At 40.7% G+C, this 22,365-nt stretch carries 28 protein-coding genes and 1 tRNA gene; 11 read left to right on the top strand and 18 right to left on the bottom strand.

Going from position 1 to position 22,365, the window contains the following annotated elements:
* Positions 1-120 precede the first annotated feature (120 nt).
* The 6 genes from KFB94_10120 to KFB94_10095 form a co-directional block, all read right to left on the bottom strand.
* Positions 121-1,011, bottom strand: a complete 891-nt coding sequence (locus tag KFB94_10120) for a universal stress protein (GenBank protein QVL45551.1) — start codon at positions 1,009-1,011, stop codon at positions 121-123.
* Between the two features lie 165 nt (positions 1,012-1,176).
* Positions 1,177-1,470 (bottom strand): DUF883 domain-containing protein, encoded by a 294-nt coding sequence (locus KFB94_10115; protein QVL45550.1) that lies wholly within the window; start codon positions 1,468-1,470, stop codon positions 1,177-1,179.
* 158 nt (positions 1,471-1,628) lie between these two features.
* Entirely contained in the window at positions 1,629-2,090 is a 462-nt protein-coding gene (locus tag KFB94_10110) for a universal stress protein (GenBank protein QVL45549.1), read from the bottom strand.
* Between the two features lie 20 nt (positions 2,091-2,110).
* Positions 2,111-2,680 carry a nitroreductase family protein gene (locus KFB94_10105; GenBank protein ID QVL45548.1) on the bottom strand — a complete coding sequence of 190 codons (570 nt, stop codon included), beginning with the start codon at positions 2,678-2,680 and terminating at the stop codon, positions 2,111-2,113.
* A 205-nt stretch (positions 2,681-2,885) separates the two neighbouring features.
* Complete coding sequence (locus tag KFB94_10100) at positions 2,886-3,494, bottom strand: response regulator transcription factor (protein QVL45547.1); 609 nt, start codon at positions 3,492-3,494, stop codon at positions 2,886-2,888.
* A gap of 14 nt (positions 3,495-3,508) precedes the next feature.
* Positions 3,509-4,948 (bottom strand): PAS domain S-box protein, encoded by a 1,440-nt coding sequence (locus KFB94_10095; protein QVL46672.1) that lies wholly within the window; start codon positions 4,946-4,948, stop codon positions 3,509-3,511.
* Positions 4,949-5,266: 318 nt separating this feature from the next.
* On the opposite strand from KFB94_10095, the gene KFB94_10090 reads away from it, so the two are divergent.
* The 4 genes from KFB94_10090 (at position 5,267) to KFB94_10075 (ending at position 8,094) form a co-directional block, all read left to right on the top strand.
* The gene (locus tag KFB94_10090; GenBank protein ID QVL45546.1) at positions 5,267-5,782 is read left to right on the top strand and encodes a hypothetical protein; all 516 of its coding nucleotides are present in this window, start codon (positions 5,267-5,269) and stop codon (positions 5,780-5,782) included.
* 5 nt (positions 5,783-5,787) lie between these two features.
* The gene (locus KFB94_10085; protein ID QVL45545.1) at positions 5,788-5,988 is read left to right on the top strand and encodes a hypothetical protein; all 201 of its coding nucleotides are present in this window, start codon (positions 5,788-5,790) and stop codon (positions 5,986-5,988) included.
* A gap of 108 nt (positions 5,989-6,096) precedes the next feature.
* Entirely contained in the window at positions 6,097-7,473 is a 1,377-nt protein-coding gene (locus KFB94_10080) for an MBL fold metallo-hydrolase (GenBank protein ID QVL45544.1), read from the top strand.
* A 33-nt stretch (positions 7,474-7,506) separates the two neighbouring features.
* Positions 7,507-8,094, top strand: a complete 588-nt coding sequence (locus tag KFB94_10075) for a hypothetical protein (GenBank protein QVL45543.1) — start codon at positions 7,507-7,509, stop codon at positions 8,092-8,094.
* A 95-nt stretch (positions 8,095-8,189) separates the two neighbouring features.
* On the opposite strand, the gene KFB94_10070 is transcribed toward KFB94_10075, so the two are convergent.
* The 3 genes from KFB94_10070 to KFB94_10060 all read right to left on the bottom strand — a co-directional run bounded on the left by KFB94_10070 (position 8,190) and on the right by KFB94_10060 (position 9,607).
* Positions 8,190-8,279 (bottom strand) — tRNA-Ser (locus KFB94_10070).
* 33 nt (positions 8,280-8,312) lie between these two features.
* Entirely contained in the window at positions 8,313-8,855 is a 543-nt protein-coding gene (locus KFB94_10065) for a peptide deformylase (protein ID QVL45542.1), read from the bottom strand.
* On the bottom strand, positions 8,852-9,607 hold the full coding sequence (locus KFB94_10060) for an S-methyl-5'-thioinosine phosphorylase (protein ID QVL45541.1): 756 nt from the start codon (positions 9,605-9,607) through the stop codon (positions 8,852-8,854). The genes KFB94_10065 and KFB94_10060 overlap by 4 nt, the downstream gene beginning before the upstream one ends.
* A gap of 77 nt (positions 9,608-9,684) precedes the next feature.
* On the opposite strand from KFB94_10060, the gene hpnC reads away from it, so the two are divergent.
* The 3 genes from hpnC to hpnE are packed head-to-tail and all read left to right on the top strand — an operon-like array spanning position 9,685 to position 12,681.
* Positions 9,685-10,548 carry a squalene synthase HpnC gene (gene hpnC, locus KFB94_10055; GenBank protein ID QVL45540.1) on the top strand — a complete coding sequence of 288 codons (864 nt, stop codon included), beginning with the start codon at positions 9,685-9,687 and terminating at the stop codon, positions 10,546-10,548.
* 14 nt (positions 10,549-10,562) lie between these two features.
* A complete protein-coding gene (gene hpnD / locus KFB94_10050) occupies positions 10,563-11,402 on the top strand; it encodes a presqualene diphosphate synthase HpnD (protein QVL45539.1) in 840 nt (279 codons plus the stop codon).
* Entirely contained in the window at positions 11,395-12,681 is a 1,287-nt protein-coding gene (gene hpnE / locus KFB94_10045) for a hydroxysqualene dehydroxylase HpnE (GenBank protein ID QVL45538.1), read from the top strand. The genes hpnD and hpnE overlap by 8 nt, the downstream gene beginning before the upstream one ends.
* On the opposite strand, the gene radA is transcribed toward hpnE, so the two are convergent.
* The 7 genes from radA to rpsF form a co-directional block, all read right to left on the bottom strand.
* Entirely contained in the window at positions 12,678-14,048 is a 1,371-nt protein-coding gene (radA, locus tag KFB94_10040; protein ID QVL45537.1) for a DNA repair protein RadA, read from the bottom strand. The genes hpnE and radA overlap by 4 nt on opposite strands.
* Before the next feature lies 1 nt (position 14,049).
* A complete protein-coding gene (gene alr, locus KFB94_10035; protein ID QVL45536.1) occupies positions 14,050-15,117 on the bottom strand; it encodes an alanine racemase in 1,068 nt (355 codons plus the stop codon).
* A 2-nt stretch (positions 15,118-15,119) separates the two neighbouring features.
* On the bottom strand, positions 15,120-16,499 hold the full coding sequence (dnaB, locus tag KFB94_10030; GenBank protein QVL45535.1) for a replicative DNA helicase: 1,380 nt from the start codon (positions 16,497-16,499) through the stop codon (positions 15,120-15,122).
* A gap of 95 nt (positions 16,500-16,594) precedes the next feature.
* Entirely contained in the window at positions 16,595-17,044 is a 450-nt protein-coding gene (rplI, locus tag KFB94_10025) for a 50S ribosomal protein L9 (GenBank protein QVL45534.1), read from the bottom strand.
* A gap of 11 nt (positions 17,045-17,055) precedes the next feature.
* Positions 17,056-17,289 carry a 30S ribosomal protein S18 gene (rpsR, locus tag KFB94_10020; GenBank protein QVL45533.1) on the bottom strand — a complete coding sequence of 78 codons (234 nt, stop codon included), beginning with the start codon at positions 17,287-17,289 and terminating at the stop codon, positions 17,056-17,058.
* A 63-nt stretch (positions 17,290-17,352) separates the two neighbouring features.
* Positions 17,353-17,637: a primosomal replication protein N gene (gene priB, locus KFB94_10015; protein ID QVL45532.1), complete on the bottom strand. Its 285-nt coding sequence runs from the start codon at positions 17,635-17,637 to the stop codon at positions 17,353-17,355.
* Positions 17,638-17,639: 2 nt separating this feature from the next.
* Positions 17,640-18,029: a 30S ribosomal protein S6 gene (gene rpsF, locus KFB94_10010; GenBank protein QVL45531.1), complete on the bottom strand. Its 390-nt coding sequence runs from the start codon at positions 18,027-18,029 to the stop codon at positions 17,640-17,642.
* A gap of 295 nt (positions 18,030-18,324) precedes the next feature.
* Between rpsF and KFB94_10005 the strand changes: the two genes are divergently transcribed.
* From KFB94_10005 to KFB94_09995, 3 genes are all read left to right on the top strand, one after another.
* Positions 18,325-18,651, top strand: coding sequence for a hypothetical protein (locus KFB94_10005; protein QVL45530.1), 327 nt, complete (start codon positions 18,325-18,327; stop codon positions 18,649-18,651).
* Between the two features lie 104 nt (positions 18,652-18,755).
* Entirely contained in the window at positions 18,756-19,355 is a 600-nt protein-coding gene (locus tag KFB94_10000; protein ID QVL45529.1) for an HAD-IA family hydrolase, read from the top strand.
* Between the two features lie 76 nt (positions 19,356-19,431).
* Complete coding sequence (locus KFB94_09995) at positions 19,432-20,706, top strand: aminotransferase class I/II-fold pyridoxal phosphate-dependent enzyme (GenBank protein ID QVL45528.1); 1,275 nt, start codon at positions 19,432-19,434, stop codon at positions 20,704-20,706.
* Between the two features lie 22 nt (positions 20,707-20,728).
* Here KFB94_09995 and KFB94_09990 read toward each other — a convergent pair whose 3' ends face one another.
* Positions 20,729-21,151 carry a hypothetical protein gene (locus tag KFB94_09990; GenBank protein QVL45527.1) on the bottom strand — a complete coding sequence of 141 codons (423 nt, stop codon included), beginning with the start codon at positions 21,149-21,151 and terminating at the stop codon, positions 20,729-20,731.
* 65 nt (positions 21,152-21,216) lie between these two features.
* A complete protein-coding gene (locus tag KFB94_09985) occupies positions 21,217-21,549 on the bottom strand; it encodes a hypothetical protein (GenBank protein ID QVL45526.1) in 333 nt (110 codons plus the stop codon).
* A 139-nt stretch (positions 21,550-21,688) separates the two neighbouring features.
* Here KFB94_09985 and KFB94_09980 point away from each other — a divergent pair, with 139 nt between their 5' ends.
* Positions 21,689-22,294: a DUF4202 domain-containing protein gene (locus KFB94_09980; protein ID QVL45525.1), complete on the top strand. Its 606-nt coding sequence runs from the start codon at positions 21,689-21,691 to the stop codon at positions 22,292-22,294.
* Positions 22,295-22,365: the final 71 nt, after the last annotated feature.

Below are 22,365 nucleotides of genomic sequence, written 5' to 3'. Positions count from 1 at the left end.
TCCTTAGTATTTTGTTCTCAATCGTTAGACACGCATCACAAAGTAACGCTTATAAAATAAATACTTAATTGAATTTTAACAAAAGAAATTTATGGTTTTATGAATAAATATCAACTATTGTTAAGTTAAAAGCACATCACATGAAACCATGCTGGCAACAGTCTTACTCACGCTACCTAATACAAACTCCTGTAGACTGCTTTTGCCTTTTTTACCTAGTACCACCAAATCAGCGTTGATCTCTGTTGCACGATCGCAAATAGTTTCTGGTAGATAACCATACATTACCTTGCTAGAAATGCGCTTTTCATTTAATTCAGCTACTAGCTTAGCAAGTGTGTCCTCTGCGTATTCTGTTGCCTTGTCACGGTAATGTTGCACCTCTGTATGACTAATTCCTGCCTTGCGGCTAAGTGTCTCTTGCTTCAAATCAAAAACATGTAACGCTTCAATTGGGGCTGTGGTAGCAACGGCACAAGCCATTCTGGGGACAGCACTGGCGCCAATGGTAAAATCAACTGCAGTGAGTACTTGTTGATAAGGAACTATATCGCCGTTTCTCACAATCAATAGCGAACAAGGCGCTAAACGTAACAATCTAAATGCTGTCGAACCGATGATGGCATCCAATACGTTTTGTTCACCATGAAAGCCAACAACAAGTAGATCAGCACCTACAGATTCAACATACTCAGCAATTTGCACATGCGTGCGGCCAATACGGGTTGCTGTCTTTACTTTGATATCAAAGTCTTTTCGAATTTTTATAGCCAACTCATCAAGACTTGCCAATCCATTTGCTTTTTTTAACCGTTCATAATCTTTTAAATGGGCATCAAAGGTAAGCATTAATTCTGGATAGATATCTAATGGGTGAACAACATGCAATAAATGTAAGGCTTGCCCATGTTGTTGCGCAATATGTGCCGCTCTCATCACAGCCAAATCGCCATTGGCAGAAAAGTCGGTGGCAGCAACAATGCAGTGAATAGAATATTGCACTTTAGGCATATCAGTTCTCCTTGAGTAGTTTTTATTGTCAATTAAATTTTATGCACGATTTAATTGAACCAATAAAAGCTTATCTTAAAATAATTACCTGAAAAATACGCGCCTGCACTTAGTTTTAATTTTATATCGTTTACGTTTATATCGTTTAAGTTTATTTCATAATGCTTAATGGACGGTATACCCAATTAAATAACCTATTAGCGCGGCTATCATCACCAACTTCCATGTATTTCTGCGCGCATAAGCATCTGTCATTTCTACAGCAATTTGTTCTTTATTTAACAGGTCTTGTTCTGAATCAATCAGCTTTTCTTTCGCTAGCGCTAGCTTTTCTACTAACGTCGTATTGATTTCTGTAAACTCGTTTGCTGTTTTATCCTTAATATCATTCAAGACTAATTCAATATCTGCTATCACAATTTTGATGTCTTTAATTAACTTCTTGTCATTATTTGCCATGATGTGCTCCAATTGTAAAATCAATAATATTTGATCCTATCAGCTTTACCCATAATAAGATGTACGTTTTAACACTTATACCGTGCCAATCGCTCATGAGGCTGCTCGCGTCAATGACAACACGCGTTTATTACTGAGCGCCTATACTTTTGTTGTTATTAGCGTTTGCTTACGTGTTCTCCTGCATTCACCAACATCACAGGCACAGCACTTGCCTGCACAACATGTTCAGCATCACTACCTAAAATGATTCGACTAAACCCACGCAGTCCATGTGTGCCCATTACAATAATATCCGCAGGCCAGCTTTCTGCTTGTTTAATCATTTCTTTTGCAGGACGACCACCAAATATTTCAGCAATTACAGCGTCAGCTTCTACTCCAGCACTATTAGCCATGAGCGTTGCGTTGTTAATCACATTGGTTGCATTTTTTTTTAATTCTGCAGAGACGTTAACTGCCATTAAACCATCCTCTGCCTCCATAATCGGCACATAGTTATCAATGACATGGATAAATCTGAGCTTGGCATGCTGATTTTTTGCTAAATGGATGGCCTCTTGCAAGCCTCTGTTTGATGTCACACTACCATCAATTGGACACAAAATGCGTTTGTACATCACACCTTCTCCTTCTCTTATCAGGCAATGTTGGTCTTGAACCAATTTAAAATGAAAGGCCTTTTTCGACGAGTTGGAACTGTATGAGCGTTTGCATAACCAACAACAATAGGCACAATAGCTTCAAATTCGTCAGCAATACCGAGGTTTATTTTTTGTTGCTTATCATTCAAGGCTAACAAGGCAGATTCAGCCACACAAGATCCTAAGCCCATCGCAAATGCAGCCAGCATTACATTTTCGGCCGCCAACCAACAATCAGCTACAGCTCTTGGTTTATCTTTATTGACACAAATAATGATTAATGTAGTGGCCCCATAAAAAATATTAAATTCGGGCTTAATAAAATGATCCAGTTCAGACGAATGATGATGTTGAGGGTGTTTGCTAAATAATAATTTGGTTAAATCTGACAAATGTTGCAACAAGGCTACATCTTGAATAATAGTAAATGCACATGCTTCTCGATTGGTCGCTGTCGGCGCCATCGCTGCAGCCTCAATTAAACTAGGCACTTTCTTTGCATCCACTTGCTCAGAGGTGTAATCTCTAACAGACCTCATGCCCAAAATAGCTTCAAAAACATTCATGACATTCAACTCTATTCTCATCTATACGCATCTATTATCGGTGTTTATAAGCTTGGTTATCTTTTACAATATCAATAATTTAAGCAGGCAGTAATCCGCTCAAACACGTATAAATGATTCGTTATTCAGGCATAAGGATTAGGTCTGTTGAGCAGATGCTTGTTGTTGAAAAACCAATTGAATGCCATAAATTGAATAATATACACTAACTTTCACAACCCCCTTCTCTTGCAATGCTGGCCAAATCTAGCAAATTAATAGCGCCTGTTTTATGCATAATCTTGGATTTATGAATTTCTACCGTGCGGTGACTGATCGCTAAGCGGCGTGCAATTTCTTTATTAGGGAAACCATTGATGGCTAGCACCATCACCTCACGCTCACGCTCAGTTAGGCTGTTAACAAGGGATTGTGCTTCTTTTTCACAAGCAGCTTGTGATAACTTCTTTTTACTTTCAATAATGGCAGGACGAATGGATGCAAGAAGCTTTTCTCTGGTTACTGGCTTTGTTAAAAAATCAATAGCACCCGACTTAATCGCATTGACACTCATTGGTATATCGCCATGACCAGTTAAAAAAATGATTGGTAATAAAATTTGACGATTGATCATTTCTTTTTGCAAACTTAAACCACTCATGTTTGGCATGCGGACATCAATAATTGCACAACCCAGCACCTCTTGCTGATAATCGGCAAGAAATGTCGCCCCACCATCAAAAGCTTTTACTTGAAAACCCTCTTGCTCTATCATCATTGAAAGGGCATCCCTTATTGCAGGATCATCATCAATAATAAATATAGTCGTTGTCATTATTTTATTAACGCTTAGTTTATGGCAAAAGGCAAGGTTAAATGAAAGCTGGCGCCACTAGCGCTATTGGCATCAAACCAAAGCTGACCACCACATGCTTCTATTAATGACCGGCTAATTGTTAGCCCCATGCCAATACCTTGTGATTTGGTGGTAAAAAAAGGTTCAAAAATACGCTGCTGCACTTCGGGCGTGAGTCCCGGGCCATTATCTTGAATAATCACCTCTGCCATATTGGATTGTGAATGCGTACGAAGTGATACTTGAATCTTTGCAACTGAAATGCCTGCAAGATGCGCCGCCTCAATACCATTGCGCAAGAGATTAACAATGACTTTCTGCAGCTGGGTTCGATTGGCTAAAACAGGTGGCAAATCAGGCTCTAAATGTAAGCTTGATTGAAATTCTCCATAGCCACTATGTTGCGTAATATTGACAGCCTCTTGGATCACCCCGTTCAAATCAATTGGTAACGCTTCAATCTCACCTTTATGAAAAAACTCCATAAGCTCATGTAGACTTTTACCTGCGCGCTGCGCTTGTGCCACGCAGCCTGTAAGACTACGATTTAACCTGTCTTTATCAATATCGCTTGCTTGTAATGCATATAATGCAACCTCGCTATAGGCTGAGATGGCTGCTAAAGGTTGGTTAATCTCATGTGCGATTGCCGATGCTGTTTGAATCGCTATTTGTGTTTTTGCGAGTGTTTCTAACTCTATGCGTTGCTCAGTTAACGACTGCTGCAACAATATACGTTCAGTCACATCGTGTACAACACCCAGCATGCGCACGGCAACATGATCATTAAAAAAAACCTTACCAGAAGCATGTAGCCATCGTTTAGGCTTATTGGTCTCGTTGTGAATGCGAAACTCAAGCTGATAGACACGCTCGCTTTCCATTTGAATAGCGCGATCAAAGATGGTTTGCCATTTCGCCCGATCAGCCGCATCAATCGCTTCAATAAAGTGGTGATAACTAACACTGTTATTGTGTGGGAAATCAAAAAAATCTTGAATATGAGCATCAAAGGCAACGGTATTGCTGAGCAAATCAATATCAAAAACGCCCAAGCCTGCCGATAATTTAGCCAGCCGCAAACGTTCTTCACTTGCTTTTAAAGACGCCTCTGCCCATATTTGTTTTTCAGTCATATGGAAGGTAACCAAGGCATACGCATCGTCCTCGCATACCAATGGGCTTAGACCAATATCCACTGGTAATTCTTGACCTTGTTGTGTCAGCACAACGAGGTTTTTTCCATTCCCCATTGCGCGCTTTTCTTGATGATTAAAAAAGCCACGTCTGAGTTGCGTATGGTGTGTGCGATAGGATGCTGGCATTAACATCTCCACGTTCATACCGATCAACTCATCCGCGGTATAGCCGAGCATTTTTTGTGCTGAATCATTGGCTAAAACGACCTGCCCTTCATTATTGACCAATAGCATGGCGTCAGCTATGGCATTAAAAAATACAGGAAAACGTAAACTTTCAAATGAACGGAGCAAATTTATCCTCAGCTTAAAGATTAACTATTGAGTATCCATCTGTCAGCATGGCTTAACAAACATATTAAATTGATTATACTTCGTCTTTTATTTATACATATACATAACGGATATATAAGGGTTAGCCCTTACGTGTTTGCACGCATATTTAACCGATGTATTACGCTGTAAGATAAAATTATTGTAAGGCATTACTTTTTAAAAAAACAGGATTGTGTTTAGCAATTAATGATGACTAAACCGTGAAGGATCATACGCATGAAACTGAAGCTGTTATATGTACTATCAATCATGATCGCCAGTCTAGTCTGCCCATTAGCTGTATTAGCCGATGAAGTGCCGCCGGCTGCACTCGATAATATTAGTCCTTCAAGTAATGAGGAAGGATGTAGCCTAGATTCAACCTTATCTGCAAAAGCTATCAAACAAGGTAACATTACCTATATCACAGGTGGCACGTGCATAGATAGTGCCAATCAAATGAAGCGAATGGCCAAAGACTATCCACTTGAGGTGGTGTTGGTGCAAAAATCTGCAACGTATGAAAAAGAAAACTATATCGCAGATGTGAAAATCAAAATTAAAGATGCAAAAGACAATTTGGTACTAGACGTAGTGACGGAAGGTCCTTTTTTATTAGCTGATTTGCCAATCGGAAGCTATCAAATTTCGGCTGAGTTTCGTCGTGTCCTCAAGTCGACAAATATTAAGATAAACAAAAATAAGCATGAGCGCGTTGTGTTTTTATGGCCTGAAGAATCAGCTAGTGATTAGCTATCATGCCTAACAAAACGGTAAACAGTGTTGAATCAGACAATACAGCCGTAAGCCTTCATCAATCATTTCCTGTTGCTTATACTGTTGAACTGCATCGATTAATTCAAATTGCTGCCTATGAATTGGCAGAAGCAGATGCATTTAGACAGTCCCCATGCCATTACTGGATTATCGCCGAACAAAACATAGCGCTAGGGTTGTAGTACTTTTGTTTGTTAAGATAATAAAATTAAATGATGGGCGCTCAATGTAAACACAATTTTTAGCGCTCTTCTATCCAAAAGAAAATGAAAGATACATCACACAACAATATGACTCAGTCAAAATTCCAACTCCAATTTTTAGGCGCCACCGGCACAGTAACTGGTTCAAAATATTTACTTCGGCATCTTGGCAAAAATATCTTAATCGACTGCGGTCTGTTTCAAGGCTTTAAACAACTACGCTTACGCAATTGGAAGCCCTTGCCTATCGACCCTAAAAATATAGATGCAGTGATTCTGACGCACGCCCACATTGATCACACTGGTTATTTACCATTATTGGTTAAAAACGGTTTTAAAGGACCCGTTTACTGCACATCTGCCACGCGCGATTTATGTGAAGTGTTGCTGATGGATAGTGCTAGGCTACAAGAGCAGGAAGCGACTTATCTGAATAAACATCTTATATCTAAACACAAGCCCGCCCTGCCTTTATATACACCAGACGATGCTATCCGCAGCTTACAGTTGCTACAAACGGTTGAACTTTATAAAGAGCAATCGTTGAGTAAGTCATTGCGCTTTCATCTATTACCTGCAGGGCATATTCTTGGTGCAACTATGGTCAATATTAATAGCGATGAACAATCTATCTTATTCTCTGGCGATTTAGGCAGACAAAACGATCTCATCATGAAACCGCCAGCCATTGTCAAACATGCAGATTATCTTGTAATAGAGTCCACTTATGGCAATCGTATTCATGAAACGGAAGATCCACTGGTCAAGTTAGCTGATGTGATTAATCGCACGATTCAACGTGGCGGTAAAGTGATTATTCCAAGCTTTGCTGTAGGGCGAACTCAAACGCTGTTGTACTCCATTCATTTACTCAAATCGCAAAATATTATTCCTGATGATTTGCCCGTCTATCTAAACAGCCCAATGGCGGAGGAAGCTACAGCCATTTTTGACAATCACCCAGATGATCATCATTTAACTGTTGAGCAATCAGCTGCGTTGTGCAGAACTGCCAAAGTAATCACTGACGTAGAGGGCTCTAAACAGCTGAATTTACGTAAAGAACCCATGATTATTATCGCTGGTAGCGGCATGGGAACAGGTGGTAGAGTTATTCATCACTTTAAGGCATTTGCACCAGACGCTCGCAACACCATTCTGTTTTCCGGTTTCCAAGCGGGTGGCACACGTGGTGCCGCGATGATAGATGGTGCTCAATCAATCAAAATTCACGGTGAGTATGTGCCCATACACGCTGAAGTCACCTCAATCAATAGCTTGTCTGCGCATGCCGATGCTAATGAAATCCTGACTTGGCTCAAGCATTTTGAACAACCACCAACACGCACGTTTATCACCCATGGTGAACCAGTTGCAGCCGACGCACTCCGCTTAAAGATTAAAGAACAGTTGGATTGGGAAACCTACATTCCAGATTATCTAGAATCTGTTAATCTGTCGTAAGACAGTATTTAAAGATAATATCGTGGAGAATGTATGAACAATCATATTCGTGAGCTATTGGGTCAAATATCAACACTGGAAGATGAGCTTCGCATTGCATTAAAAGAACAGCAATCCACCATCTCATTTCAAATCAAAGGTAAACGTATTGAATTTGAAGAATCGATTAAACAAACACATCAGCAGTTAAAAACAAGCTTCTTTCGCTGGCTTGTTACTAATCGACCGCAAAACTTAATCACTGGACCCATTATTTACAGCATGATTGTTCCATTATTGATTGCTGATCTTTTTATCAGCTTTTACCAACTAACTTGCTTTCCAATTTACGGCATCAAGAAAGTAAAGAGAAAAGATTATATATTTTACGATAGACATCAGCTTCAGTATCTCAATTTTATAGAAAAATTTCATTGCACTTATTGCGCATATGGTAGCGGAATGATTGCTTATGTCACTGAAATTGTGGGGAGAACTGAGCAATATTTTTGCCCTATTAAACACGCACATCATGTTATTGGAAGCCATCAACGCTATAGTAGCTTTTTAGCTTTTGGTGATGCAGAAGACTATGAAGCCAAACTAGAAAACTTTCGTCAGCGGTTGGGTGAAGATTGCTAATTTCTTGATATGACTAAAGCAAACCCTAGCCCAAACCAAAGTGTCATTAATAAAAAAGCCAGTGTCGCTAAACGCTAACACTGGCTTTTAAATTCTGGCGGAAGAGGTGAGATTCGAACTCACGGTGGGCGTGAACCCACGACAGTTTTCAAGACTGTAGCATTAAACCGCTCTGCCACTCTTCCTAATGAAGGCGAGATTATACCAAAGAAATGTCTTTATGGAAGCGACTGGCTGGGAAAAATAACATCCAGATAACCAAAAGTTGTTAAATCTTTCATTCTCATTGGATAAAGTATGCCATCAAGGTGGTCACATTCGTGTTGTACTACTCGCGCATGAAAGCCGCTCACTGTTCTCTCAATTGGATTTCCGTATGGGTCAAAACCACTATAGTTTAAATTTGTATACCGCGGTACAACACCTCGTAAGCCAGGAACCGACAAGCAGCCCTCCCAACCATCTTCTTGTTCATTTCCAATAACAGTTAGCTTTGGATTAAGTAAAACTGTATAGGGTACGTCATCAGCATCTGGATAACGTACATTCTTTGTCTCATCACCATCTTTTTTACCAAATATAACCAGTCGCAAACTCACACCAATTTGCGGTGCTGCTAGACCAGCACCATGCATATCTGCCATGGTATCTTCCATATCTTGGATTAATGTATGCAGTTCAGGGGTATCGAAATTGGTTATTTCATGTGCTCGCTTTAGCAACAAAGGCTCTCCCATGCGCAAAACAGTGCGTACGGTCATTGGACAACCTTTTTGTGTAGTTTAACTGCCTCGCTAATCAATGCACGTACTTTTTCCATGGTCTCAGCCAATCGATTCATCATCATTTCATATTGAATTTCTTCTTCACTCTCACCTCTGCCAGCAGCATGATTGGCGACTGGACAGATAGCCGCATAATGCAGATTAAGCTCTCTTGCTAATGCAGCTTCAGGCATGCCTGTCATTCCCACCAAGCTTGCACCATCGCCTTCTAAGCGATTAATTTCTGCAGCTGTTTCAAGCCGAGGGCCTTGTGAGCAAGCATAAACACCGCCATCATGTATGGCTAGTTGAATATTTGCTGCAGCTTGCTTACAAATGTCTCGTAAAGACGCTGTATAAGGATGTGTAAAATCAATATGCATGACAGGCCGTTCTATACCATCACAATAAGAATTATCTCGACCATGGGTGTAATCAATAATTTGGTTAGGTAGTACGATATCGCCTGGTAACAAAGCGGTATCTATGCTGCCTACCGTTGCCACCGCCAATAAATGTGTTACACCCACTGAATCCAAAGCCCAAATATTGGCGCGATAATTAATCGCATGTGGCGGTATCGTGTGCCCACCTCCATGTCGTGCAAGAAACACAACATCGTGACCGCTAATTTTGCCAAATACCAGCGGTTGCGAGGCGTCTCCATATGGCGTACGCACAATCTGGCGCCTAACTACCTCTAAATTTGCCAGTTGTGTGAGACCAGTTCCGCCAATAATGCCTATCATATTAATCCTTCAAATTTTGTTTATTCTATCGCCTGTAAGCGCTGTAGCATAGCGATATTCTATGGCATACTTCATCTATGCGTGCGAATAAACCCATTTTACAAGCCCCTGATCATACTGTACTTGCCAAACAGCATTATGAAAACTTTCCCGTTGCTTCTGTTGTTTTGCCCAAGCGTTTACGTTACCCAATTGCCTTGATATACCATTTTGCGCGATGTGCAGATGATTTTGCTGATGAAGGTAATTTGACACAATTTGAAAGACTCGCGCTATTACAACACTATGTTGATGAGATCGATATCATTAACAACGTAGGTAATAGTAACTCTGCTTTTTTTACTGAATTGGCACAGATGATTAAGGATAATCAGCTGCCATTAGCTCCTTTTTACGACTTATTAGATGCATTCAAACAAGATGTTACAAAAACGCACTATGCAAATTTTGATGAAGTGCTAGATTACTGTAACCGTTCAGCCAATCCTATTGGCAGACTATTACTATATCTGTTTAACAAGGCTACGCCTGAAAACCTCACTTATTCAGATTGCGTATGTAGTGCGCTACAACTGATTAACTTTTATCAAGATATTGCCATTGATTATGATGCAAATGCTCATCAAAGTCGCCTCTATCTGTGCTTAGATGAAATGGCACAATTTGGCGTTACCGAACAACAAATTGCAAACAAAGAAATGAATCAGAACTGGGTACAATTCATGCAATTTAATATTGAGCGTGCAGAAATCATGTTACAAAAAGGTAAGCCTCTCGCTCGGATCTTACCAGGTCGCATGGGGTTAGAAATGCGGTTAATTATCGGCGGCGGAGAAACGATTATTCGTAAGTTAAAAAAAGTGAATGGTGATATTTTTAACCGCCGCCCTACTGTGAAAGCCTGGGATTGGCCTTATATTTTTCTAAAAGCATTCATTTGAAATATTAAAACTACATGACACCTCAGCAATATTGTAAAGACAAAACCAAAAAAAGCGGCTCTAGCTTTACAGTGAGTTTTATTTTTTTGCCTAAACCAAAACGTGAAGCCATGATTGCGCTTTATGCTTTTTGTCGCGAAGTCGACGATATTGTTGACGAATGCACGGATTACAACGTAGCGCAAACCAAAATCAATTGGTGGAAAACGGAAATAGAAAATTTATATGCTGATAAACCGCAACATCCGGTTAGTTTTGCTTTGCAACCGGTGATTAAACAATTTGACTTAGCCAAAGAGCATTTCTTAGAAATTATTGATGGTATGGAAATGGATTTACAGTTTAATCGCTATGAAGACTTTAAACAGTTACAACTCTACTGCTATCGTGTTGCTAGCGTCGTCGGTTTACTTAGCGCGCAAATATTTGGCTTCCAAAATCGTAATACACTTAAATTTGCGCATGATTTAGGCATGGCGTTCCAACTGACGAATATCAGCCGTGATGTTGGCGAAGATGCACGTAGAGGTCGCATTTATTTACCTTTGGATGAACTCGCAAAAGCCAAAGTCACTGAAGAAGATATTTTAAATAGTCGTAAAACAAATGAAGTTAAAGCGCTCATTGAGTTTCAGCTTGAGCGCGCAGAGCGATTTTATGACAAAGCCCTCAAACAATTACCCAATGAAGATGCCAAACAACAATTGCCAGGACTCATGATGGCTGCGATTTACCGCACCCTATTGCGTGAAATTAAAGCGGATGGCGCTGAAAATGTATTGACGCATAAAATTGCTATTCCGCCATTGAGAAAGTTACTACTGGCGCTTAAAGCGTATTATAAATATGCCTAGCATTGCTATTGTTGGTGGTGGCATAGCCGGTTTGGCCGCAGCCGCCAAGCTAACGCAGCAAGGTCAATCTGTAACCCTATTTGAAGCAGCGCCAAGCTTGGGTGGCCGTGCGCGCGGGATGGATTTTAACGGCTTGCGACTAGATAACGGCCAGCATATTTTATTGGGCGCCTATCGTGAAACGCTTAGCTTATTAAAGATAGTTGGCGTGACAGAGTCAAAAGTGTTAATGCGCTTACCTCTTAGCTTACAAGTTAAAGATTTAACCGGCGATTTAAACTTTTCCCTAAAGACCAATCCTCTGTTACCAGCGCCATTACATATTTTATATGGGCTATTAACCACGCAAGGCATATCAATCAAAGAGAAACTATCAGCTATCCGTTGCATGATGTGGATGCGTTTAAACCGCTTTACACTCAAACATGACCAATCTGTAGCTACTTTTTTAACCACACATCGCCAATCAGCCGTCTTAATTAAGTGCTTATGGGAGCCGCTGTGTCTGGCCGCGCTTAATACACCGCTGAGTCAAGCTAGTGCGCAAGTATTCTTATGTGTTTTACGTGATAGTTTTGCGCAGCAACAACATGATGCCGATCTGATTTTTGCTAAAACCGATTTAAGTACTTTAATGAGTCATCCCATTGCAGACTATTTGCAGCAAAATGGTAGTAAAGTCGTTGCTAATTGCGCTATTAACAATATTATTGCAACTGATACTGGTTATGAACTGCAAACCAAAAAGCAAGCCTATGTATTTAAAACAGTCATCTTGGCCTGTGGGCCGCATCAATTAAAAAACTTTACCGAGACCTTGCCCAAACTAAGTCGGCTAACTGAGCATTTTAGTTATCGGCCTATTACTACCGTTTATTTGCAATACAAACATCACATTTCATTACCGGAACCGATGATCGGCATGGTGAATAGCCTAAGCCAATGGATATTTGATAGGGGTCAGATCTGCGATCAAAAAGGATTAATTGCTGTGATAATTAGCGCGCATATGCCTTTCAAGCAAACACAAGACGCTTTAGCAGCGCAAATAGCCGATGAGTTGAAGCAATTATTCCCACAATTAATACAGCCAATTTGGTATAAAGTCATTACAGAAAAACGCGCCACATTTAGTTGTGATGTTGCTTTAGCCAGACCGACCAATATCACAGCTTATCCTAACTTATTGATAGCAGGCGACTATACCGCTGGCGATTATCCAGCCACGATTGAAGGGGCAATAAGAAGTGGTATAAAGGCGGCTTCTTTTATTGATTAACTGTTGCGAATATGATTGAGCGCCTGATCTAAGCGATCAACAGCAATCACTTCTATACCCGGAATCTTTGTTTTAGGTGCATTGGCTTTGGGTACAATCGCTTTGGTAAAACCCAATTTAGCTGCCTCTTTTAAACGCACTAAACCGCCCTGTACAGGACGTACCTCGCCTGCCAATCCAACTTCACCAAATACAATCAGTTTATCTGCTAATGGTTTGTTTTTTAAAGAGGAAAAAATCGAAATTAATACAGCCAAATCAACGCCTGGCTCGCTAATTTTAACGCCACCAACAGCATTGATAAAAACATCTTGATCAAAACAGGCAACACCAGCATGACGGTGCAAAACAGCCAATAACATCGCCAAACGATTTTGCTCCAAACCAACACATAAGCGTTTTGGTGCTGGCGCATGGCTTTCATCGACTAATGCTTGAATTTCTATCAATAATGGACGGGTACCTTCCATAGTCACTGTAATGCAACTACCTGCAACTTGTTGTTCATGGTGTGATAAAAATAAAGCGGATGGATTAGCGACCTCTTTTAAACCTTTTTCTGTCATCGCAAATACACCAAGCTCATTGACCGCGCCAAACCGATTTTTAAAAGCTCGAATCAACCTAAAAGAGGAGTTCTGATCACCTTCAAAATACAGCACTGTATCAACAATGTGCTCCAACACGCGTGGGCCAGCTAGAGTACCCTCTTTTGTGACATGTCCAACCAATATCACAGTAATGCCAAATTGTTTAGCTAGACGGGTCAATTGTGCAGAACATTCTCTGACTTGTGCCACGGAGCCTGGTGCAGATTGTAGCGCTTCGGAATAGACTGTTTGTATCGAATCAATCACAGCAATATTAGGCTGATGCGATTGCAGGGTCGCCAATATTTTTTCTAAATTAATTTCAGCAAGCAAGTCGATTTCACTTGCGTCCAATCCCAATCGCTTAGCGCGCATGGCAATTTGTTGTGGAGACTCTTCCCCGCTGACATAAATAGCCTGACTGGTTTTACCCAAATGACACAGCACTTGTAATAGTAAGGTTGATTTACCAATACCAGGGTCGCCACCAATAAGAATAACGCCTCCCTCAACTAAGCCGCCGCCTAAAACGCGATCAAATTCCGCAATACTGGTTGGCTGGCGTTCGATATCAGCAGCTTCTACTGCGCTTAATTTTTGTAATTGGCCAGTGCTTGCCAAGCCTTCAAATTTGTTAGCGTAACGATTGGTGCTTGCTGTTTCTGCTACACTTTCAACTAAAGTGTTCCAAGCCATGCAACCCGGGCATTGACCTTGCCATTTGGGCTCGCTTGTACCACATTCAGTACAAATATAGACACTTTTTGCTTTTGCCATATTAGGCAACCACCATGATGGGCACACGCGGCGCGACTGCACAAAGCAGCTCGTAGCCTACAGTGCCACTTGCTTCAGCAACGGCGTCTACTGGCACTGTAGTGCCCCATAGTTCAACATGAGCGCCAATATCAGCTTCAGGCATATCAGTCAGATCACAAAAGAGCATATCCATAGAAACGCGACCCAGTGTCTGCGTTAGTCGCCCATTTACAGCAATAGGCGTACCATTGGGCGCATGGCGCGGATAACCATCGGCATAACCACAGGCAACAACGCCAATACGGGTCTCTTTTGTAGCGGTAAATCTTGCACCATAACCAACACTTTCACCAATCGCCAGTGTTTGAATTGCAATTATTTTTGCACTGAGTTGCATGACTGGTTTTAAATCATAGGCAGTGGCGGGTGTGCCGCTGACTGGTGTTGCTCCGTAGAGCATGATACCTGGACGCACCCAATTAGCATGAGCTTCTGGATATCTCAGAATGGTGGCTGAATTGGCTAAAGAAACTGGCGCATTAAGTGATTTTATCGTCTCTTTAAAACGGGTGAGCGGTTCAGCAATACCCTGCTCCTCATCAGCAGTTGCAAAGTGAGTCATCAACGTGATGTGTCTAACATTTTTACAATCATTTAGCTGTTGATAAATAGATAAATAATCGCATGGCCTAAAACCTAAGCGATTCATACCCGTATTCATTTTTAGGTATATATTAACTGGTCTTGATAGCGTTATGCTTTGCAATAAATTAGCTTGAATAGCACTATGAACTACCACACTAATTTTAAAGCTAGCTGCTATACGCAATTCCTCTTCGTCAAAAGCCCCCTCTAGCAGCAGAATATCCTGTTCAAAACCTGCTTCACGCAAGTCAATCGCCTCAGATAAATTGAGTGTTGCAAATGCGTCTGTGTTAGCCAAAGCATGTGCGACATTCATCAAACCATGCCCATATCCATTGGCTTTCACAACCGACATCACTTTGGCCGCTTGGGCATGCTGCCTCACAATATTAAGATTATGTTGTAAGGCGCTAGTCGATACGGTTGCTTGAATCGGTCGCATGGCTAGTCATCTGTCATATAGTCAGCATTAGCAAAATCTTCAAAGCGCGTGTGTTGCCCAATAAAGGTCAACCTAACCCGACCAATTGGACCGTTACGTTGCTTGCCAATAATAATTTCTGCTGTGCCTTTGTCTGTACTATCTGGGTTATATACTTCATCACGATAAATAAACAAAATCAAATCTGCATCTTGTTCAATCGCGCCCGATTCACGTAAATCACTCATTACTGGACGTTTATCAGGCCGTTGCTCAAGACCACGATTTAGCTGCGATAGAGCCACTACAGGCACATCCAACTCTTTCGCTAATGCTTTGAGCGAACGCGAAATTTCGGAAATTTCCGTTGCTCTATTCTCAGTGCGCGTTCCTGCAGGCGCTGCCATCAATTGTAAGTAATCGACCACAATAAGGCCTAATTTTCCAGTTTGACGATGCAAACGTCGTGCCCTTGCGCGCACATCAAAGCTACTTAATCCAGCGCCTTCATCAATAAAAATTGGCGCTTCATTAAGTTTGCCTAGCGCAGTGGTCAGCTTCTCCCAGTCCTCATCCTCTAAACGACCGGTACGCATGCGATGTTGGTCTAAGCGACCAATAGAGCCAATCATCCTTGTAGCAAGCTGTGTTGCCCCCATTTCCATGGAAAAGATAGCGACTGGCAAGCCGGTGTCGATAGCTACATTCTCCGCCATATTGATAGAGAAAGCAGTTTTACCCATTGATGGGCGACCTGCCACAATAATCAAATCGCCACCATGCAAGCCTGAAGTCATTCTATCTAAATCAGCGAAACCCGTTGGGATACCCGTCACTTCACTTTGATCTTCACGGGAAAATAATTCGTCAATTTTTTCTGCCACTTGTGGCAATAGCGCTTTAATGTCTTGAAATCCTTGATTATCTCTATTACCACTTTCAGCAATTTGAAAAATCTTAGCCTCAGCTTCATCTAATAATTGCTGTGCATCACGGCCATTCGGATTAAAAGCGCTACCTGCAATATCAGAACCAACAGTGACTAGTTTACGCATCACTGCCCGTTCGCGGACGATTTCGGCATAACGACGTATATTCGCTGCTGTTGGCGTGTTTTGAGCCAGCGAGCCTAGATAAGCAATGCCGCCGATAGCAGTTAGTTCTGCCGTGTTTTCTAAAGATTCTGCCACGGTAACAATATCAGCAGGACGGTTACGTTCTATTAACCGTGCAATATGTTGATAAATAGTTTTATGATCGTGCTGATAAAAGTCATCTGCATTTAAAATATCAGCGACTTTATCTAAGGCTTCATTTTCAAGCAATAAGCCACCAATAACGGACTGTTCCGCCTCAATGGAGTGTGGGGGAAGTTTTAATGCATCTAGTTGTTCATCAGCCATAACGTATGATTATACGGCATAAATAAGTGACTCTCACAAAGCACAGACAACAAAAAAGACGACCTCAGTCGCCTTTTTTGATGAGAGATGAAAAATTACGCTTCAGCAATCACTTTAACCGTGATGTCAACAACCACATCATGGTGCAAAGCGATACTTACTGGGAATTCACCAACTGCTTTAAGTGAACCGTTAGGTAAACGCACTTCTGATTTAGACACTTCAGTACCAGCCACTGTTAATGCAGCAGCAATATCATGATTAGTCACTGAACCAAATAAGCGACCATCTTCGCCTGCTTTTTGTGCGATTTCAACAGTTTGACCAGCTAGTTTATCCGCACGCGCTTTAGCTGCCGCTAAAATATCTGCTTGTTGCTTCTCTAATTCTACACGGCGCGCTTCAAATTCAGCTTTGTTTGATTCAGTTGCACGTTTTGCTTTACCTTGTGGTATCAAAAAGTTACGGCCGAAACCATCTTTTACTTTTACGATATCGCCCAATGCGCCTAAATTAGCTACTTTTTCTAATAAAATAATTTCCATTGTTATTCTCCTTAGCCTGGGTGTTTATCAGTGTATGGTAACAACGCTAAGAAACGTGCACGTTTAACTGCTGAGGTTAATTGACGTTGGTATTTAGCTTTTGTGCCAGTCATACGCGCTGGAATAATTTTTGCATTTTCTGAAATAAAATCTTTCAGCAAATCCACATCTTTATAATCCACTTCTTTAATGCCTTCTGCACTAAAACGGCAGTAACGGCGGCGTTTATACATATCTCTTGCCATGTCTAACTCCTAATCTTTTTCGTTTAGATAACCACTTTAATTTAGTTTATTAAATTAAGCCTGTTATATCAGTTCAATATTCTTTATATGCAATACCAATTGTGTGCTTTTTGCGCTACGCTTTGCCAAAAATCCTAGTGCGCGTAGTGTGGTACCTAGTTGAATGTTGGTTTTAGCTAAATCACCAATTACAACCGCTTTTATTTCACATTCTACTTTACGCTTTAAGCCAGCTTCAATAGCTTCTGAAACATGGCTAATCACAAAACTCAACAACGGCAAACCTGCTGGTGTATAACGTAAAGCCTCAATCTGAGTCACTTCCCCGCTTATTGCCAGCTTATTCACTTCTACTCTGCTGTCGCCTCTTCTGTCGCAGGCGCTTCTTTTGCTGAATCACCGCTCAATACTGATTTAGATTTCTCTTCTTTCATCATTGGGCTAGGCTCAGTTACCGCTGTTTTTGTGCTAAAAGTTAAATGACGCATGACGGCATCATTAAATTTAAAGCCCAGCTCTAACTCTGCTAATGTCTCTTGATCACACTCGATATTCATTAACACATAATGTGCTTTATGAATTTTGTTGATTGGGTAAGCCAATTGTCGACGGCCCCAGTCTTCTAAACGGTGAATAGTGCCTTTGTTGCCGCTAATCATGGTGCGATAACGCTCAATCATTGCAGGCACTTGCTCGCTTTGATCAGGATGCACGATAAATACTACTTCGTAGTGACGCATGAAATCTCCTTGTGGTTAAAGCCACCCATCCAGCCCTTTCATGTAAGGCAGCAATCAACAATTGCTTTGTGGTGTGGCAAGGTTTATGTAAGGCCGTGATTATAGTTAAAAAACGTTTACGAATCAAATGCTTTTTAGCCTTAGTATCAAAAGCGGGTGATTTAGATTAAAAATTATCTAAAAATTTATTTGGGATGCATGCAAAGGCAGTGCATAATAAGCGCTCTTATTAAGATATGAGGCATAATAAGCCTTGTAATATTTATTCATTTAATCATATTAAAAAGGAATTAAAATGGCAGAAGCAAAAGGTTTAGCAGTTCCAGTCAAAATGAAAAGCGAATTGGCAGCGTTGTGTGGTGCGGATGCACTTCCACGTACTGAAATCACAAAAAAAATCTGGGACTACATTAAAGCCAATCAATTACAAACTAAATCAGTCAATGGCAAACCTGAAAATGCTGGTAAATACATTGTAACTGATGCCAAATTATTGCCTATCTTTAAAAATACAAATACAACAAGTAAAACAGGTAAAGTAACCAACCTAACCAACATCAAAGAAGGCGAAACTGTCGACATGATGCAAATGGCAGCAATTGTTGGCGCCAACTTAGCGTAAAGCAACAGACGTTGTATAACAACGTTATGTCAATAAAATGAGTCATCAGTGATTACATGGTTAATCATTGATGACTCATTTTTTATTTAAAAAGTCAAATACATATGAAAATATCAGCTGTTCTTTTTGATATTGGTGGTGTACTTATTGAGTTGAATGGATTGCCTTCACTGGCGAAATTGTTAGACAGTCAACAATCTCATGATGAAATTTATAAAAATTGGATGTCCTCTCCCGCTGTGATTGCACATGAAACAGGCAAAATTTCTAGCGATGTGTTTGCAGAACGAATCGTCAAAGATTTAAACATTAACTTGAGCCCAGATGCTTTTATGGCAAACTTTGCCACATGGATAGTAGGCACCTTCCCCAATACTTTCGATTTGCTCCACGCCATACCAGATGATATTACCCTTGCCGCCTTAAGTAATACAAGTCAGGCACATTGGGTACATGTAGAGGCAACTGGGCTAACGGAGAGTTTGGATCATTTGTTTTTGTCTCATGAAATTGGCCACCTTAAACCAGAACACCAAGCCTTTGCGGTAGCCGCTACAGGGCTGCAGCTACCAGCCGAAGAGATTATCTTTTTTGACGATAATATTGATAATGTCAATGCCGCGAATGCGTTTGGTTTTCATGCATACCAAGCATTTAATCCAGAACAAGTGAAGCAAGTATTAATGCAATATAAACTGGTGTAAACCACGTCACTTGCAACCATAGCGCTAGCGTATTAAGCTAGTTTACACGACTAATAGCAATGCTGAGGAGCACATAATGAAGCTTGAATCTATCGCACTACACCACGGCTATACATCAGAGACAACAACTAAAGCTGCCGCCGTACCAATCTATCAAACAACCTCTTATACATTCGACAACACCCAGCATGGTGCTGATTTATTTGACTTAAAAGTGCCTGGTAACATTTATACACGCATCATGAACCCAACAACAGATGTATTGGAGCAGCGGGTTGCAGCAATGGAAGGTGGTATAGCCGGCTTGGCACTGGCTTCAGGTATGGCAGCTATAACCTATGCTATTCAATGTATTTGCGAGGTAGGCGACAATATTTTGAGTACAAGTCAACTTTATGGTGGGACATATAACTTATTTGCACACGCACTGCCAAGACAAGGCATTGAGGTGCGGATGCTTTCTTATGATGATTTTTCTGGATTTGAAAAAGCAATTGATAGCAATACAAAAGCTATTTTTTGCGAGTCTATTGGCAATCCTGCCGGCAATATTGTTGATATTCAAAAGCTTTCAGAGATTGCGCACAGGCATGGCATTCCAGTTATTGTCGACAATACAGTTGCTACACCCTATCTTTGCAAACCATTTGAACTGGGCGCCGATATTGTGGTGCATTCACTCACCAAATATATCGGCGGACACGGCACATCCATTGGCGGTATGATTGTCGATTCTGGTAAATTTGACTGGGTTGCCAACAAAAATCGATTTGCCATCCTAAATACACCCGACCCTTCTTATCACGGTGTTATTTATACGGAAGCATTAGGTGCTGCCGCGTATATTGGGCGTTGCCGCGTTGCGCCATTAAGAAATACAGGAGCAGCCATTTCACCAATGAACTCATTTCAAATTCTACAAGGCCTAGAAACATTAGGTCTACGTATGGAGCGTCATTGCGAAAATGCTGAACAATTGGCTGAGTATTTACAAAACCACTCCAAAGTTAGCTGGGTTAACTATGCAGCGCTAAAAAACAGTGAATACCATGCTAACTGTCAAAAAATAACCAATGGTAAAGCATCTGGCATTTTAAGTTTTGGCATTAAAGGTGGCGCAAAAGCGGGTGAGCAGTTTATTGATGCGCTAGAGATGATTCTGCGCTTAGTGAACATTGGCGATGCTAAGTCATTGGCTTGTCATCCTGCATCTACTACGCACAGACAGCTTAATGAAGAGGAACTGAAAAAAGCTGGGGTTAGTTCTGACTTAGTCCGAATCTCTGTTGGTATTGAAAATATTGACGATATTATTGCAGACGTTAGTCAGGCTTTAGATAAGGTAACCTAAATAAGTCATTACATGGTGTTTATTACAAACGTATCAGCAAAACAATAATCACCACACACAAAATGAAAGAAATCCCTTGCCAAAAAGCAACTGGATTGCGTTCGATTAAAGGCGGTCTCGTTCTATTTACAAACGCTTGATTAGGTTGTTTGAGATCCAAAATAAATTCAGATAAAGCCTCATGGCGCTTGCTTGGATTAGGATGTACCGCCTTCATAATTGTGTCATCTACCCAAGTAGGCACGTCTGGTCTAGCGTAACGAATACTGTGGTAGCTCAATTTATTTTGATCAGATTTGCTATTTATTTTCGCCACCTGCGTAGCGTAAGGTAGCTTGCCAGTCAACATTTGATAAGCAATCACTCCCAATGAAAATAAATCGGAACGCTCGGTCCCCTTTTCACCTAAAAAATATTTAGGTGCACTATATTGCGCAGTTCCCAAATCTTAACAATACCAATGTCAATCAAGTCATGAATGAATAACAAAAAGTGAAAAAGTATCAAGCGTTACTTCACTCTTTCTTCTAGTCGCTTATCTTCAATTGGTAGATCATAAGCGTCTGCAACATAACCGGGGCCTTTCATAATCATGATGAGTGCACAGCCTATTGCTAATACACCAACAAAAAACCAGTATGAAAACAAGGCGCCGAGACAAACGTAAATTGTTTTGTATTGTGCTGCTGAAATAACTGCGTTTTGTAGATAAATGATAGCGATTGGCGAAAGAATAAATAAAGTGCCGACGCCAAAAATTAGTGGCATTCGTTTCAAAATTGGCCATTCAATCCCAATTGGATACCGGGTGGCATGTGGTAACTTTTTAAAAAAATCAATCATCAACTAAACCTTTATCTATAGCAGACTGCCAACAAGGACTGACTATTATTGTTAGCCTATTCTGCATGTGTATAAACTTATTTGATGCAAATCAAGATTTCAGCTTTTAAGAGTAGGCTGAAAGCTTTAGAATTTGCATATGACAGAGAATCAAATTCGTTTTAACAATACCATTGCCAATTTCGATGCGATTAATAGTCAAGACCCTAATCAAATCGACGTGAATGGAACACAGCACCCTAAAGCGCTAATCTATGCCGAGCGATTGAGTGAAATGCTCAACCGCTATGCACCAGAGGCGTCTGAAGCTTTGCAACTTGCTATCCGCGCACAACATATTCAACGTTGGATATCTCCTAGAACCGACTACCCAATGACCAAGGCTGGCTATATGCAATGGCGCAGCAATCTCAAAAATCATCATGCAGAACTGGCAAGCACGATCATGCAGCAACATGGTTATGATGCTGCAACAATCGCAGAAGTTGCAAGCTTATTAAAAAAAGAAAATTTACGCACAAATGCCAATACGCAAACGCTAGAAGATGTGATTGTATTGGCTTTTTTAGAACATGATTTAGCTGATTTTGTGTTGAAATATAATGATTACAGCGAAGAAAAATTCTTAACGATTTTGCGCAAATCGTACATGAAAATGTCAAAAAAAGGGCGCGCTGCCGCATTAACTTTGATTCATATTCCAGCGCATCTATTACCAATAGTACTTAAAGCCGTTACAACTTAAAAAATTTATCTTGTTAAGCAATTATTTGTTCGACATATTGTCCGATGAATATCTAGTGTTAAAACAGGAAA

Source organism: Methylophilaceae bacterium (assembly GCA_018398995.1).
GTDB lineage: Bacteria > Pseudomonadota > Gammaproteobacteria > Burkholderiales > Methylophilaceae.
The sequence above is the reverse complement of the archived record's forward strand: the minus strand, read 5'-3'. Positions and strand labels throughout refer to the sequence as shown.

Excerpts from the sequence above, each read along its gene's own strand:
- dnaB (QVL45535.1), bottom strand. The coding sequence starts at position 16,499 with ATGGCTGATGAACAACTAGATGCATTAAAACTTCCCCCACACTCCATT.
- KFB94_10075 (QVL45543.1), top strand. The coding sequence starts at position 7,507 with ATGAACAATCATATTCGTGAGCTATTGGGTCAAATATCAACACTGGAA.
- rpsR (QVL45533.1), bottom strand. The coding sequence starts at position 17,289 with ATGGCAAGAGATATGTATAAACGCCGCCGTTACTGCCGTTTTAGTGCA.
- KFB94_10100 (QVL45547.1), bottom strand. The coding sequence starts at position 3,494 with ATGACAACGACTATATTTATTATTGATGATGATCCTGCAATAAGGGAT.
- hpnC (QVL45540.1), top strand. The coding sequence starts at position 9,685 with ATGCGTGCGAATAAACCCATTTTACAAGCCCCTGATCATACTGTACTT.
- KFB94_09980 (QVL45525.1), top strand. The coding sequence starts at position 21,689 with ATGACAGAGAATCAAATTCGTTTTAACAATACCATTGCCAATTTCGAT.
- hpnD (QVL45539.1), top strand. The coding sequence starts at position 10,563 with ATGACACCTCAGCAATATTGTAAAGACAAAACCAAAAAAAGCGGCTCT.
- radA (QVL45537.1), bottom strand. The coding sequence starts at position 14,048 with ATGGCAAAAGCAAAAAGTGTCTATATTTGTACTGAATGTGGTACAAGC.
- KFB94_10065 (QVL45542.1), bottom strand. The coding sequence starts at position 8,855 with ATGACCGTACGCACTGTTTTGCGCATGGGAGAGCCTTTGTTGCTAAAG.
- KFB94_10090 (QVL45546.1), top strand. The coding sequence starts at position 5,267 with ATGAAACTGAAGCTGTTATATGTACTATCAATCATGATCGCCAGTCTA.
- KFB94_10105 (QVL45548.1), bottom strand. The coding sequence starts at position 2,680 with ATGAATGTTTTTGAAGCTATTTTGGGCATGAGGTCTGTTAGAGATTAC.
- KFB94_10120 (QVL45551.1), bottom strand. The coding sequence starts at position 1,011 with ATGCCTAAAGTGCAATATTCTATTCACTGCATTGTTGCTGCCACCGAC.
- hpnE (QVL45538.1), top strand. The coding sequence starts at position 11,395 with ATGCCTAGCATTGCTATTGTTGGTGGTGGCATAGCCGGTTTGGCCGCA.
- KFB94_10115 (QVL45550.1), bottom strand. The coding sequence starts at position 1,470 with ATGGCAAATAATGACAAGAAGTTAATTAAAGACATCAAAATTGTGATA.
- KFB94_10000 (QVL45529.1), top strand. The coding sequence starts at position 18,756 with ATGAAAATATCAGCTGTTCTTTTTGATATTGGTGGTGTACTTATTGAG.
- KFB94_09985 (QVL45526.1), bottom strand. The coding sequence starts at position 21,549 with ATGATTGATTTTTTTAAAAAGTTACCACATGCCACCCGGTATCCAATT.
- KFB94_10095 (QVL46672.1), bottom strand. The coding sequence starts at position 4,948 with ATGCTATTGGTCAATAATGAAGGGCAGGTCGTTTTAGCCAATGATTCA.
- KFB94_10085 (QVL45545.1), top strand. The coding sequence starts at position 5,788 with ATGCCTAACAAAACGGTAAACAGTGTTGAATCAGACAATACAGCCGTA.
- KFB94_10110 (QVL45549.1), bottom strand. The coding sequence starts at position 2,090 with ATGTACAAACGCATTTTGTGTCCAATTGATGGTAGTGTGACATCAAAC.
- rplI (QVL45534.1), bottom strand. The coding sequence starts at position 17,044 with ATGGAAATTATTTTATTAGAAAAAGTAGCTAATTTAGGCGCATTGGGC.
- KFB94_10080 (QVL45544.1), top strand. The coding sequence starts at position 6,097 with ATGACTCAGTCAAAATTCCAACTCCAATTTTTAGGCGCCACCGGCACA.
- KFB94_09995 (QVL45528.1), top strand. The coding sequence starts at position 19,432 with ATGAAGCTTGAATCTATCGCACTACACCACGGCTATACATCAGAGACA.
- alr (QVL45536.1), bottom strand. The coding sequence starts at position 15,117 with ATGCGACCGATTCAAGCAACCGTATCGACTAGCGCCTTACAACATAAT.
- rpsF (QVL45531.1), bottom strand. The coding sequence starts at position 18,029 with ATGCGTCACTACGAAGTAGTATTTATCGTGCATCCTGATCAAAGCGAG.
- KFB94_10060 (QVL45541.1), bottom strand. The coding sequence starts at position 9,607 with ATGATAGGCATTATTGGCGGAACTGGTCTCACACAACTGGCAAATTTA.
- KFB94_10005 (QVL45530.1), top strand. The coding sequence starts at position 18,325 with ATGGCAGAAGCAAAAGGTTTAGCAGTTCCAGTCAAAATGAAAAGCGAA.